12 protein-coding genes are annotated in these 12,827 nt (G+C 58.2%); 3 read left to right on the top strand and 9 right to left on the bottom strand.

The genetic code is table 11. The annotated features are described in order from the left end of the window. Nucleotides 1–66: 66 nt before the first annotated feature. Together GTO91_RS15695 and GTO91_RS15690 are read right to left on the bottom strand one after the other, a co-directional pair. A complete protein-coding gene (locus GTO91_RS15695) occupies nucleotides 67–846 on the bottom strand; it encodes a hypothetical protein (RefSeq protein WP_161259675.1) in 780 nt (259 codons plus the stop codon). A 341-nt stretch (nucleotides 847–1,187) separates the two neighbouring features. After that, entirely contained in the window at nucleotides 1,188–1,352 is a 165-nt protein-coding gene (locus GTO91_RS15690; RefSeq protein ID WP_161259674.1) for a hypothetical protein, read from the bottom strand. 731 nt (nucleotides 1,353–2,083) lie between these two features. Here GTO91_RS15690 and GTO91_RS15685 point away from each other — a divergent pair. From GTO91_RS15685 to splB, 3 genes are all read left to right on the top strand, one after another. Continuing rightward, entirely contained in the window at nucleotides 2,084–3,100 is a 1,017-nt protein-coding gene (locus GTO91_RS15685) for an agmatine deiminase family protein (RefSeq protein ID WP_161259673.1), read from the top strand. Between the two features lie 20 nt (nucleotides 3,101–3,120). After that, nucleotides 3,121–4,008 (top strand): N-carbamoylputrescine amidase, encoded by an 888-nt coding sequence (gene aguB, locus GTO91_RS15680; RefSeq protein ID WP_161259672.1) that lies wholly within the window; start codon nucleotides 3,121–3,123, stop codon nucleotides 4,006–4,008. A gap of 95 nt (nucleotides 4,009–4,103) precedes the next feature. Further along, on the top strand, nucleotides 4,104–5,255 hold the full coding sequence (splB, locus tag GTO91_RS15675) for a spore photoproduct lyase (RefSeq protein ID WP_161259671.1): 1,152 nt from the start codon (nucleotides 4,104–4,106) through the stop codon (nucleotides 5,253–5,255). A 1-nt stretch (nucleotide 5,256) separates the two neighbouring features. Here the strand turns inward: splB and GTO91_RS15670 are convergent, their stop codons facing one another. The 7 genes from GTO91_RS15670 to GTO91_RS15640 form a co-directional block, all read right to left on the bottom strand. Further along, on the bottom strand, nucleotides 5,257–5,751 hold the full coding sequence (locus GTO91_RS15670) for a YajQ family cyclic di-GMP-binding protein (protein WP_161259670.1): 495 nt from the start codon (nucleotides 5,749–5,751) through the stop codon (nucleotides 5,257–5,259). Between the two features lie 37 nt (nucleotides 5,752–5,788). Beyond that, nucleotides 5,789–6,643, bottom strand: coding sequence for a RodZ domain-containing protein (locus GTO91_RS15665; RefSeq protein ID WP_328793828.1), 855 nt, complete (start codon nucleotides 6,641–6,643; stop codon nucleotides 5,789–5,791). After that, nucleotides 6,582–7,766: a tRNA 2-selenouridine(34) synthase MnmH gene (gene mnmH / locus GTO91_RS18255; protein ID WP_161259668.1), complete on the bottom strand. Its 1,185-nt coding sequence runs from the start codon at nucleotides 7,764–7,766 to the stop codon at nucleotides 6,582–6,584. The genes GTO91_RS15665 and mnmH overlap by 62 nt, the downstream gene beginning before the upstream one ends. Before the next feature lie 179 nt (nucleotides 7,767–7,945). Beyond that, complete coding sequence (locus tag GTO91_RS15655) at nucleotides 7,946–9,025, bottom strand: hypothetical protein (RefSeq protein WP_161259667.1); 1,080 nt, start codon at nucleotides 9,023–9,025, stop codon at nucleotides 7,946–7,948. Nucleotides 9,026–9,042: 17 nt separating this feature from the next. After that, on the bottom strand, nucleotides 9,043–11,724 hold the full coding sequence (locus tag GTO91_RS15650) for an FtsK/SpoIIIE family DNA translocase (protein WP_161259666.1): 2,682 nt from the start codon (nucleotides 11,722–11,724) through the stop codon (nucleotides 9,043–9,045). Nucleotides 11,725–11,806: 82 nt separating this feature from the next. Then, complete coding sequence (locus GTO91_RS15645) at nucleotides 11,807–12,019, bottom strand: YlzJ-like family protein (protein WP_161259665.1); 213 nt, start codon at nucleotides 12,017–12,019, stop codon at nucleotides 11,807–11,809. Then, nucleotides 12,016–12,783 carry a ClpP family protease gene (locus tag GTO91_RS15640; RefSeq protein WP_235919642.1) on the bottom strand — a complete coding sequence of 256 codons (768 nt, stop codon included), beginning with the start codon at nucleotides 12,781–12,783 and terminating at the stop codon, nucleotides 12,016–12,018. Before GTO91_RS15640 ends, GTO91_RS15645 begins: the two co-directional genes overlap by 4 nt. Nucleotides 12,784–12,827 lie beyond the last annotated feature (44 nt).

The following is a 12,827-nucleotide window of genomic DNA, read 5'->3' as shown; positions in this document are numbered from 1 at the left end:
ATTAACAAACCTGGTTATGCTGTAGACCTGACTGAGTGGTTTTATTGTTTCATTGGGTTATTTAGGTTAGTCGTTAGGATTGTATCCCACACTAGATTTAAATAAGTCTAACATCGAAATTGTTTTGCTTTTTGTGGCATTATATCTTGAGCCAAATTCGTATCCAGGCTTCGTAACCGTGCCTGTACTCCAGTTAATATCGTAGTTGGGGTCATCAATAATAGAAGTTGAAGGGTCTTCAGGAGCTTTATAAGAATTATGTTGTGTCATAGTTTGAACATTACCATGAGCAAAAACATCTTGCCAGGCATGAAGAGCAGTTCCCAAATCATTTAGCGCTTTGAGTCTAGCCGTTGCTCTATCGTTCCTTGCTGTTTGCAAAGCTGCGTCTTTTGAGGCGCCTGATGGATAAGTTTGATTAATATAAGCTACTACATTAGCATAATCAGTATTTGCCTTATTGTATTTATTTACAGCTAAAGAAAAGTATTCCGAAGACTTTTGTACTCTTGAATCGCTTGAAGTGCCTACTGCTGATAGAGAACTACTATTCATATTGAAATGGTATTCGTCGTGACTTAGTGGATAACCTCCCGTATAAAGTGAGGTATCAGTGGCTACATCGGCGGCCGCAATTGACTGTGCGTTGGCTTCATTAAATTGGCGGGCAATGGCCCAGTTATACGTTCCTTTTACGAAACCCGTTCCATGAACACTTACACCCCACTGTGGCGTAACGTTTCCGGTTGAGTCGTTAGATTTAGCGGCAAATGCACCCGGTGTAGCACTAAACACTATTCCTATTAAAACTAATGAGGACCCAATAAGCTTAGTAATTTTTTTCATTCCGTTCACATCTTTCTTCACATATTTTTTGAAAAATTTTACAATAAGTTTATAGTGAGTAAATTTAGGCCCCCTTTCTTCAATCGATAATATATTTATTTATTGCAAGCCACCCCCAAGCAAGAAACAAATTTGGGAATTTATATAAGCTCTATAATAACATGGATATTTTTTTAGGTAAATAGAATTTACCCAAAAAGAGGAAAATATAATTCTAAAGGAAAATAACTTAGCGATAAAAGCGAAACACCCAAAAAAAGCAGGGTAGTTGCTGACCACCCCACTCGCAATGACTTTATTAAAGCTTTTTCGCGTATGACAGTTTAGGCCGGGCGATGCAGTTAATCCCGAACATCCACGATATCAGAAAAGCGGATCTCGCGCTCTCCCCTATCTGTGTCGACGAACAGCTTCCCCGACTTGGCCTTGATCGGCACCGCTGTGATCCACTGTTTGGTACGCAGCCGAATCTGGATTTCCCGGCTGTCACGTAGAGCCGCTTCCATCACATGCTCCATTTCCTCCAAGTGGAGTTCTGTGGGTTCGGGTAACTTTCTTCGTTTGACAGCGAGGCCCGAGTGTTGTCGCGGGTAACGATGCGATGCTCGGGCAACAGCATGGGACGCCAAAGGTGGTTCTTTTGGAAAAAGGCTTTTGTTTTCGAATCCATAAATCAACTCCCGGAATAGATTAAAGCCCAGGAATTCCATCCTGGACCTGAACTGCTTCATCTGAACTTTAGCGTGGTGTTATCGCAGGTGTAACTACCCTCTCGCTAGCTGTTAGTGCTCCAGTCCGGCATCTCGTGGCCGGTAAATTTCTTGATATCTTGCCGCCTGTCTCTAAAGCCAACACAACAAAAAAGCCTAGAACTTCTCACTCTAGGCCTTATCTTTATCATCTTCAAATCCCCGCAGCCGTCACGCCAGGCGTCAAACCCCCACCGCAACCGCTGCCCACACACCCGAAAAACCCAATCAAATCAATGGTCGGGGCGACAGGATTCGAACCTGCGGCCTCTTGGTCCCGAACCAAGCGTGCTATAAAGCTAAGCAGGTCCACTGCTGGACAAGATTATACTCATCACATAAGACCATTTTTGTCAACAGGGCTTTTGATCCGCTAATTTGAGCGAACACTTGATCAATATCGTCCACATTGACGTGGTTAACTCATTTCTGCTCATCTCCTCCCCATGCTATAATAAGTCGAATCACCAAACAAAGGAGAAGATCTCATGTCTCTGCCGCAGCAATCCGGCTTCGCCATGCCCCCCGAATGGGCGACCCATCAACGCACCTTCATCGTCTGGCCCATCGACGATACGACCTGGCCCGATGAACTCGACGAGGTCCGCCAGGCCTACGCCCGGGTGGCCCAAGCCATCTCCCGCTTTGAACCTGTCACCATGATCGTCCTGCCTGAACTTGCCGAGGAGGCCGCCCAGATCTGCGGTCCCTCCGTCGATATCCTCCCCATGGAGTACGACGACTCCTGGATCCGCGACAACGGCCCCACCTTCCTCAAAAACGCCGCTGGCGAGGTGGCCGGCGTCAACTGGCAGTTCAACGCTTGGGGCAACAAGTTCCCCTCTGAGTTGGACAACCTCGTTGCCCCCCAACTGCTTGAGCACTTCGGCATCCGCCGCTTTGACGCCCCCTTTGTCATGGAGGGCGGTTCCATCCATGTCGACGGCGAAGGCACCCTCCTGACGACAGAAGAGTGCCTTCTCAACAAAAACCGCAACCCCCACATGACCCGCGAGGAACTGGACGCGCAGGTCCGCCAATACCTCGGCGTCGAGAAGATCCTCTGGTTGAAAAACGGCCTCTGCGGCGACCATACCGATGGGCATGTGGACAATGTGGCCTGTTTCGCCCGGCCGGGCGTGGTGCTCCTCCAGGTCTGCTCCGACCCGGACGACCCCAACTACGCCATCAGCCGCGAGAACCTGGCGATCCTCCAGCAGGCTGTCGACGCCAGAGGCCGCTCCTTGGAGATCATCCCCATCGAGCAGCCGCCTGTCCTCCACCACAAAGGCGTCCGCATGGCCGCCAGCTACATCAACTTCTACTTCGTCAACGGCGGCATCATCCTCCCCATCTTCGGCGGCGAATGCGCCGAGACGGACCGGCAGGCCGAGGCCGTCCTGGCCCGCGTCTTCCCCGACCGGACCATCGTGCCTGTCGAGAGCCGGATCATCCTCACCGGTGGCGGCAACATCCATTGCGCCACCCAGCAGATGCCCAAATAGTATCGATTCGGAGGGATCCCATGCGCAAGGTCACCGTCGCCGCCACTCAGATGAGCTGTTCCTGGGATGTGGACGCCAACATCGCCAAGGCGGAAAATCTCGTCCGGGAAGCGGCCCGCCAGGGCGCCCAGGTCATCTTATTGCAGGAACTCTTTGAAGCGCCCTACTTCTGCCAGACCGAACTGCCCGAGCACTACGATCTGTCCACGGAGACGGAGAACAACCGCGCCGTGCGCCATTTTCAGCCTATCGCCAAGGAACTAGGTGTGGTCCTGCCAATCAGTTTTTTTGAAAAGAAAAACAACGCCCGTTACAACACCGTCGCCATGATCGACGCCGACGGCGAGGTCCTCGGCGTCTACCGCAAGACCCATATCCCCGACGGTCCCGGCTATGAGGAGAAGTTTTACTTCAACCCCGGCGATACGGGCTTTCAGGTCTGGGCGACCCGCTACGGCAAGATCGGCGTGGGCATCTGCTGGGATCAGTGGTTTCCCGAAGCGGCCCGCTGCATGGCCCTGATGGGCGCCGAAATCCTCCTCTACCCGACAGCCATCGGCTCCGAGCCGGAGGAACCAGGCGTCGACTCGAAAGACCACTGGCAGATCTGCATGCAAGGCCATGCCGGCGCCAACCTGGTCCCGCTCGTCGCCTCCAACCGCATCGGCAAGGAGACCTCTGGTAAGTCGGAGATCGACTTTTACGGCTCTTCCTTCATCGCCAACCCCTTCGGCCAGAAGGTCGCCGAAGCGGACCGCGCCTCCGAAACGGTGCTGACGGTCACATTTGACCTCGACGAGTGCGCCCGCATGCGCACCGCCTGGGGCGTCTTCCGCGACCGGCGGCCCGACATGTATACAGCGATCCTCACCTATGACGGCGTGACGCCCTACCGGGGATTAAAGTAAATTTCCCGCCCCCTCGAACAGGTCGACCCGGACCCGCTCGAGGGGGCTTTTTTCTTGCCCATCGCCGGGAAAACTCCTTTGGAGGAGGTGCCCTGTTGGACCAACTGAAGGAGCGACCCAAGGAGCAACCAAAAGAACTGCCGAAAGAACTGCCGAAAGAACTGCCGAAAGAGCCGCCCAAGGAGCAACTGAAAGATCACCCCCAGGAGCAGCCAAAATGGCATTACGTCCCCCAGCGGGTCTTTTTTGAAGAGGAAGCCCTCGCCTACCCGCTGGGGCAGCAGATCGTCGCCCTCTGCCGCGAGTTGGGCCTGCCCACCCGGCAGATTCCTTCCCATAACCGCGTCACCGGCCTGCCGGGGGATACGCCGAACCAGAAGTACGCCCAAGCGAAAAAGACCCTCGTCGTCGGTGTCAAACGAGACCTGCGCTTTCCCACCTGCCGCCCCTCGGCCGACTACCAATTTCCCCTGATGACGAGCTGCCCCGGTCACTGCGAGTACTGCTACTTGCAGACGACTCTCGGCCAGCGGCCTTATCTTCGCGTCTACGTCAATGTGGAGGAGATGCTCGACCAGGCGGCCAAGTACATCGAAAAAAATGCGCCGGAAGTGACCACCTTCGAAGTGGCCAGTTCCGGCGATCCGCTGAGCGTCGAGCACCTGACAGGCTCTTTATTTAAGACGATCGAGTTTTTCGGGAGCCAGGAGTTGGGCCGCCTCCGCTTCGTCACCAAGTTCACCGGCGTGGAACCGCTCCTTAACGCCCGTCACAACGGCCATACGCGCTTTCGCTTTTCCTTAAACAGCGAGCGCGTCGTCCGCGACTTTGAGCACCGGACGCCGCCTGTCGCCGAGCGCATCGCCGCCGCCGCCCAGGTGGCCCGCGCCGGCTATCCCCTCGGATTCATCATCGCCCCGATCATGGTCTACCCCGGCTGGGAGGAAGACTACCTCCGTCTCTTCGACCAATTGAAAAAGGAGCTGGCGTCAATCCAGCCCCTTTCTCCTCCGGTGACCTTTGAGTTGATCCAGCACCGCTTCACGGCGCGGGCCAAAAAAGTGATCCTGGAGCGCTTTCCCGAATCCCGCCTCGACATGGACGAGGAGAAGCGCAAGTTCAAGTACGGCAAGTACGGCATGGGCAAGTATGTATACCCCGACGAGACGGCCAAAGGGATGAAGGATCTGCTCCAGACGGCGCTGCTCGAACGGTTTCCCGATGCCGAGGTTGAGTACTTTACGTAGACTACGACCGGAAGTTGATAAACTGTAGCTCAATCTCCAGGTCCGCCTTCTTCAGCAACGCGATGACCGCTTGCAGGTCGTCGCGCTTGCTGCCGCTGACGCGGACCTGGTCGCCCTGGACGGACGCTTGGACCTTGATCTTGCTGTCCTTGATCAGCTTGGTGATCTCTTTGGCATTCTCCTTCGAGATCCCTTGGACCAGGTCGACCTTCTGCCGGACCGTGTCGCCGGCGGCCGACTCGATTTTGCCGTATTTCAGCGCGCGCAGGGAGATGCCGCGCTTGACCATCTTCGCTTCCAGGATGTCGGTGACGTTTTTCAGCTTAAACTCATCGTCAGAAACGAGGATGATGGCGCTTTGCTCCTGGCGGATCTCGCTCTTGCTGCCTTTGAAGTCGAAACGCTGTTCCATCTCCTTGACCGCCTGATGGACGGCGTTGGTCACTTCCTGTTCATCCACCTGAGATACGATGTCAAACGATGCGTCCTTGGCCATGTCGCTTTCCTCCTTTGTTATACAAAAAACCCGGGCCTCAACCCGGGTTTTGCGTCAAGGGAACAAACTCTTCTGTGATGACCTGTCCCATGTCCCCGAGGGTGCCGAGGCTTTTTCCGTTCAAGATGACTTCCACAACGCCGGCGTTGCCGAGCACCACATTGACCTTGTCTTTGCCCGTAAAGGTCATGGCGTCGCCAACGGCCGCCGTACCTTCATAGGCCGTCTGGCCGTCCTGGCTCACCGACATCCAGCATCTGTCCTGGACCACCCGCAAGGTCACGGCCACACCGCTCGCCGCCGGCGCGGGCGCCACAGCGGGCACGCCCGGGGCCGCTTCTCCATTGGCCGGTTGCGCGGCGGCGGGATCGGTCGGAGATACCGCGGCAGGAGCGGGGGATGCCGGATCGGTCCCCGCACCATTGGACGCCTGGGCTCCCGGCGATGCCCCTGGCATTCCCGGCGCCCCTGAGCCGCCCAAAGCCCCCGTCCCATCGGCAGCGGCGGAGCCAGGCGGTTTGGCGCTGTTGATAGCCACCCCGCCGTCCAGGCGGCCCTTTTCCGGTTGGTCCTTGTCAGGCAACCGGGCCGATACGAAGACGAGTCCGGCAATAGCGGCCACCGCCAGGCCGTAACCGGCGTATTTGACGATGCCGCCCGTTCTCGGGGCCGAATACTCTTTTTCCTTCTCCTCCGTGACCGGGGGCGCTTCCTCTTCCTCGGTCTTCCAGTCATGTTTCATCGCTTCGATCAGAGGCGCCGGATCGAGACCAAGGTATTTGGCATAACTGCGCATAAAGCCGACGCCGTAGACGCGGCCGGGCAGCAGGTCATAATTGCCTTCTTCCAAAGCGGTCAGGTACGCCAGACGGATGTTCGTTTCCGCTTCCACCTGGCGCAAAGAGAGTTGCTTCTGTTCCCTGGCTTGCCGGAGCACAAGCCCGAGGCTTTCCATCGACGTGACCTCCTTTCTGAAAGCGTGCTTCATTGTATAGCATGAGCAGATTCACCGCTTCTGTAACCGAAGATGCATCGACGGCGAAGGGGTAGTGGCGGCTCGGCCCGTTGGGATACCCGTATAACGGATCATAATATTCCCGCAAAAGCACTTCCGCAACAGCGGCATAATCCTCCTGTTCGACCCATTGGGTCAACTGCTTGACCCGGGCCTTGCCGAGACGCTGTTCCAACCGGCTCATCGCCTCCAGCAGCTTTCCCCTATCCGCTTGGCTGGCATAGACATCGACGAGCCGCTGGATCCGGACGGCCATCGGCGCGTAGAGGAGGATCCGTTCCCCCTCCTGCATGCGCCGGAAAAAGTTCTGCGGCAGGACGACGCGGCCGATGCGGCGGCTTTCACATTCCATGAAAATGCCGGGCTTGTCCCGGCAGGCGTTGAGCGCCATGGCCAGGCGGCCTTCAAAGGTTTGCTGGCTCGGGACCGACTGATAGCCGATATGTCCGAAGACGCTGCCCCGGTTCTCCGCGATGGCCTCCAGGTCGATGGCGCCGGCGCCTCGTTGGGCCAGGGCGGACAGGATCTCCGTCTTGCCCACGCCGGTGTTGCCATGGAGCAGGAGGAAGGGCCAAGCGCCGATACGCTGCTCCAAAAATTCGTTGACATAACGGCGGAAGGCTTTATAGCCGCCTTCGAGGCGGTACGTCTCCATCCCCATCAGGTTGAGGACCGTCGCTGTGGTCTTGCTGCGCATCCCGCCGCGCCAGCAGAAGAGGACGGCAGGACCCTTGCCTGCGACCGCCTGCGCGTTGCGGTACAGCTCCGGGAGTTTCGGGCCGGTGATTTCGAGGCCGACTTCGCGGGCTTCCGCCGGTCCTTTTTGCTTGTAGATGGTTCCCACGCGCGCCCGTTCCTCGTTGGACAGGAGGGGAATGTTGACCGCGCCGGGGATGGTCGCTTCCGTATATTCACCTTCTGATCGCACATCAATCAGTGGACCGAATTGGCCGGACAGTGCTTTGTCAATGGTGATGGGTATTTCCGTGTTGCCTCTCATTCGAGCGCACTGACTTCCCTTCAAGAAAAAAAGTCGGAAAATCTCCCGAAGGTTAATTTTACGACATTCTCATATTAGTATATCATTTAGAGTTTAATTCTGTCAAAAAGTTCAAAGCTAAATCATCGATAATCAAACGTTTCTTTCGGAGATTACGTAGCTGCTTGTGGGTCGGCCAGTCATTGGTTGAAATGTATTTCCCCTTGCGCCAGTTTCTGCAACACCGGTTCTAGTTTCATCCGGATCTCCTCCGGCAATGGCTGGTGTTCTTCCGTTGCCCCGGCTGTCTTCATAAAGATGTTCCACTGGATCGGCAGGGCGCTCGGCTGCCCTTCTTTTCCTTTGAGGATCGCCTCTAAACGGGGAAGCAGATCGGTGCTGTTGACACCGCCCTGGATCGACCATATCCCCGGCGGCGGCGCTTCGTTCGGCTGGAGGAGCACGATGACGTTGCCGGCCCTCCGGGTTCCCGGCGGAAGCGGCGGCATATCGGCGGCGCGCAGGATGATCCGCAGATCCGCTGTTGCCGCAGCCGGCTCACTTTGGGCAGCAGAGGCGTTCCCATCCCCGGCGGCAGCGTCGCCCACTCCCGGAACAGCGCCTGACGGGTCCGCTCCCCCGCCTGCAGGCGTCATAAATAAGGGAAGCGTCTTTCCGGTTTCGGCCAGACCGGCCCGGATGGCCCGCTCAAAAGCGGCCGCCTCTGTCTCACCGGGCGGAACAACGGCGGCCACGGATCCGCCGGGGAGTATCGCCCCGGCCAGCGCTCCGGCCAGATAGGCGCTAGCCAGTCTTGTTTCCTGGGCGCGCTCTTCGGGCGGTCCTAAGTAGATGAATTTTGTCTTCTGAAACTTCTCCTGTGCGGCGGGAACGAGACCGGCGAAGGCCGGATCGGCGATAACGACGGCCCGGGCCTCGTTGACGCCGAAGTAACGCAGCGCTTCCTCAGGGGTGAGAAAATCTGCCGGCGAGATCGCCCGTGCGCTGGCGCCGTATCGATCCTTCAAGGAGCGCAGCGCCGCCGTCACCTGGCCGTTTCCGGCAGCCGCCGGCGAATCGGCCGGGGCCAGGATGGCGCCGAACAGGGGCGGCACATAACTGCCGGCGGTAATGTCGCCCTCATCGTCCTGATTTCCGGCTCTATCTCCCGTTGTCGTTCCCCCGCATCCGGAGAGCAGCAGGAGCGAAACCACGATGAATAGGCAAAAGAGGAACCGCGGGTTCCTCCGTAGCCCACTATTTTCTTTCCCTGTCAACACCGTCGCCCTTCCCCTTCTTAGCTGCCTGTATTTTTCGCCGAACCGTACTTCGCTTCAAATTGAACCTTGCTGATCAGGATCTCCCTGGGCTTGCTGCCTTCATAGCCGCCGACGATGCCGCGCTGCTCCATGATGTCGATGAGCCGCGCCGCCCGGGCGTAACCGACCCGCAGCCGGCGTTGCAGCATGGAGATGGAGGCCTGTCCGCTGTCCAGGAGGACGCGGACGGCGTCGACGAAGAGTTCGTCGTCATCCTCTTCCGGCGCTTCCGCCTGTTCCTGGGCCTTGATGACCCCTTCCTGGTATTCGGGCAGCCCCTGGGTTTTGAGGAATTCGACGACCGTCTCCACTTCTTTGTCCGAGACGTAACAGCCCTGCACCCGCTGGGGCTTGTTGGAACCGACCGGTGAAAAGAGCATGTCCCCCCGGCCGAGCAGTTTTTCCGCGCCTGCCTGGTCGAGGATCGTCCGCGAGTCGATCTGGGAGGAGACAGCAAAGGCGATCCGCGAGGGCACGTTGGCCTTGATGATCCCGGTGATGACGTCCACAGAAGGCCGCTGGGTGGCGATGACCAGGTGGATGCCCGCCGCTCGGGCCATCTGGGCGAGGCGGCAGATGGCGTCTTCCACGTCGACGGCGGCGACCATCATCAGGTCGGCCAACTCGTCGATGAGCACCACCACATAGGGCAGCGCCGGCTGGGGTCCGTCGGGGTTGTCGAGCGCCTTGAACTGGTTGTAGCGGGTGATGTCCTTGACCCCCGAAGCGGCGAAGAGTTCGTAACGATTTTCCATCTCGTTGACGATCCACTTCAGGGCCGTCGCCGCCTTCTTAGCGTCCGTCACCACCGGGGCGATCATATGGGGGATGCCGTTGTATTGAGTCAGTTCGACCATCTTCGGGTCGATCATGAGGAACTTCACTTCGTTGGGTTTGGCCTTGAAGAGGATGCTGCTGATCAACGTGTTCATGCAGACGCTCTTGCCGGCGCCGGTAGCCCCGGCGATGAGCAGGTGGGGCATGCGGTTCAGTTCCGACACGACGGGCGCGCCGGCGATATCCTTGCCCAGGGCGATGGTCAACTTCGACGACGCCTGTTGGAACTCATTCGTCTCCAAGACTTCGCGGAAGGTGACGGCCGTCACTTCCTTGTTCGGCACCTCGATGCCGACGGCGGCCTTGCCGGGAATGGGCGCCTCGATCCGGACGGCGCCGGCGGCCAGCGACAAGGCAATGTCGTCAGCCAGGTTGGTGATCTTGGAGACCTTGACGCCTGGCGCCGGCTGGACCTCGTAACGGGTGATGGCCGGCCCGCGGTTGACCTGGGTGACTTTGACACGGACGCCGAAGTTGTTCAGCGTCTCTTCGAGGATGCGCACGTTTTCTGTGATGTCATGGTCCAGACGGGGGCTTTTGACACGCATTGAACGGCTTAAGAGGCTGAGCGGCGGCAAGTCGTATTCGACGACGCCGGGGAGGCCGGAAGCGGCCTTTGTCGCAGCCGTCGCGCTCGTTGCGGCCCTGGCGCTCGTTGCAGCCGTGGCGTTTGTTGTAGCCGCAGCGTTCACTGCCGCTGTGACTCCGCTTTCCCGGTTCTCGTCAAGCAACCCGGTGGCGACAGTCTCGGCTGCGTTCGATTCCAAATCTGCCCAAGGCGCGCCGGCGGACAGTTCTCCGTCGGCAGGATCACCGGCGGCGGTTTCCGCAAAGCCCGGCATACTCGCCTCTCCATGGCGCTTGGCTTCCACCAGCGTATCGTCGATGGACGGCTCTTCCGGCAGTTCAGTGTCATCGTAGTGCTGGATGATCAAGGGGGCCGTATCATCCAATGCGGCGCTTGTGTTTTCCGGTTCTGGCGTAGCCGGCGTTACCGGGGCTGCCGTCCCGATGGTGGACCCGCTCGGTGCAGACCTGCTCGGCCCAGCCGGCTCCGGCGCTGCCTTATCGAAGGGTTTTTGGATCTGTTTCAGCCACTCCGGCGTATTTTTTTCATGCTCAAAGATGACGAGCGGGATATCCTCCGACCCGTTTGCCGGAGAGGGCTCTTCCGTCTTTTTGCGGCGCGACTTTTTCTCGACCGCCTTTTTCGGCACAGGCTCCTCTTCCTCGACAACGGTAAAGAGGAACTTGCCCAGAACGCCCCGGACGCGGCCATACCAGCCGGCCAGACCGGCAAAGAGCAGCCCCACCAACTGAACCAGGGACACCTCGAAGGCGAAGAGGACAGCGGCCAGGATCAGGGCGGTGAGGACCACATATGTACCGATAGTGCCGAAGAGCGTTTTTAAGAGGATAGCGACAGAAGCCCCGAGGACGCCGCCGCCCTTGCCTTCCATGCCTGCCTGCCAGTCCGATCCCCCGACCGGCAGCATCAGGTGCAGGAAGGTGAGCAGGATCATATAGGAGGCGGTGAATCCGGCAAGCTTGCGCCCGATGGCGAATTGCGCCCGTTGGGTCATGATCTTGACGCCGATGTAGGCGAGAAAGAGCGGGAAGATGATCTTCCCCTGCCCCGCCGTAATGCTCAGGCTGTTGTAAAAAAACTGGCCCACTGCGCCGGCGCCCGCAGAAGGCAGGACCAGGGGGTTGGCGCCGACGGTGAAGAGGCTGACAATGCCGAAGACGGCGACGGCCAAAACCCCCAGCCCGGCCATCTCATACTTGAGGTCTTCTTTCAGTTGATGAAACATGTTTGCCATTATGATCACCCTGCATGTAAGTCGTGTTGTCACCGGCAGACGCAAAAGGAAAGCCATCCCAGTGGGGTGGCTTTTAGGGAGCTTAATCGGGAAAGATCTCCCTTCCCGGTTGCAGTTCGGGATCGAGGTAGTCCTTTGGCTCCGTGGTCAACAGGCGTGTCAATTCGTAGCGCCCGTCCCCCCGGTTGTAGGCCATCACAGTCCTGCCCTTGAAGGAGACGATTGACATGGTCGGCACATCGGGCGTTGTCCCCTGAAAGATGGTTTCCATCGGAACCGGCGTGTAGAGGATCATTGCAACAACCCCTTGTTGTTCCGGCGCTCCTCGATCAACTCATTCAGTTTTTTCACCGCTTCGCTGATTCCGCCGACGGCGTCGATGAGGCCGTATTCGACAGCTTCCTTGCCGACGACGACCGTTCCGATATCCCGGGTCAGTTCACCTGTTTTGAACATCAGTTCCTTGAATTTCTCCGGTGTGACGCGGGAGTTGCGCGTCACAAAGGCGACGACGCGGTCCTGCATCTTTTCCAGGTATTCAAAGGTGGCCGGGACGCCGATGACAAGGCCTGTCAGGCGGATCGGGTGGATGGTCATGGTGGCCGTCGAGGCGATCATGGAGTAATCGGCTGATACGGCGATGGGCACACCGATGGAATGGCCGCCGCCCAAGACGATGGAGACGGAGGGCTTCGACAGGCTGGCGACCATCTCGGCGATGGCCAGGCCGGCCTCTACGTCGCCGCCGACGGTGTTCAGGATCAGCAACACGCCCTCGATGTCCTTGCTCTGCTCCAGGGCGACCAGTTGGGGCAGGATGTGCTCGTATTTGGTCGTCTTGTTCTGGGGCGGCAGGATCATGTGTCCTTCCACCTGTCCGACGATGGTCAGGCAGTGGATGTTGCTTTTGGCGCCCGGGACTTCCGTCTCGCCCAGTTCTTTCAAGGCGTCGATGCGGCGTCCCCGCGACTCCTCCGGTTTCAGCGGCGCCCCCTCGGCCGGGCCGGGCTTCGCCGTTTTGGGTTCTACATCCGGTGTCTCTTCAAACTGTTCTACCATAGGCCCACAATGTCCTCCTTTTGGCGTTGAATTCCCTCATTTCC

Source organism: Heliomicrobium undosum (assembly GCF_009877425.1).
In the GTDB taxonomy this organism is placed as follows: domain Bacteria; phylum Bacillota; class Desulfitobacteriia; order Heliobacteriales; family Heliobacteriaceae; genus Heliomicrobium; species Heliomicrobium undosum.
The sequence above is the reverse complement of the archived record's forward strand: the minus strand, read 5'-3'. Positions and strand labels throughout refer to the sequence as shown.

What these genes read in the sequence shown, in the direction of transcription:
- GTO91_RS15695 (WP_161259675.1), bottom strand. Translation starts at nt 846, where the DNA reads ATGAAAAAAATTACTAAGCTTATTGGGTCCTCATTAGTTTTAATAGGA.
- GTO91_RS15690 (WP_161259674.1), bottom strand. Translation starts at nt 1,352, where the DNA reads ATGGAAGCGGCTCTACGTGACAGCCGGGAAATCCAGATTCGGCTGCGT.
- GTO91_RS15685 (WP_161259673.1), top strand. Translation starts at nt 2,084, where the DNA reads ATGTCTCTGCCGCAGCAATCCGGCTTCGCCATGCCCCCCGAATGGGCG.
- aguB (WP_161259672.1), top strand. Translation starts at nt 3,121, where the DNA reads ATGCGCAAGGTCACCGTCGCCGCCACTCAGATGAGCTGTTCCTGGGAT.
- GTO91_RS15670 (WP_161259670.1), bottom strand. Translation starts at nt 5,751, where the DNA reads ATGGCCAAGGACGCATCGTTTGACATCGTATCTCAGGTGGATGAACAG.
- mnmH (WP_161259668.1), bottom strand. Translation starts at nt 7,766, where the DNA reads ATGAGAGGCAACACGGAAATACCCATCACCATTGACAAAGCACTGTCC.
- GTO91_RS15650 (WP_161259666.1), bottom strand. Translation starts at nt 11,724, where the DNA reads ATGGCAAACATGTTTCATCAACTGAAAGAAGACCTCAAGTATGAGATG.
- GTO91_RS15645 (WP_161259665.1), bottom strand. Translation starts at nt 12,019, where the DNA reads ATGATCCTCTACACGCCGGTTCCGATGGAAACCATCTTTCAGGGGACA.
- GTO91_RS15640 (WP_235919642.1), bottom strand. Translation starts at nt 12,783, where the DNA reads ATGGTAGAACAGTTTGAAGAGACACCGGATGTAGAACCCAAAACGGCG.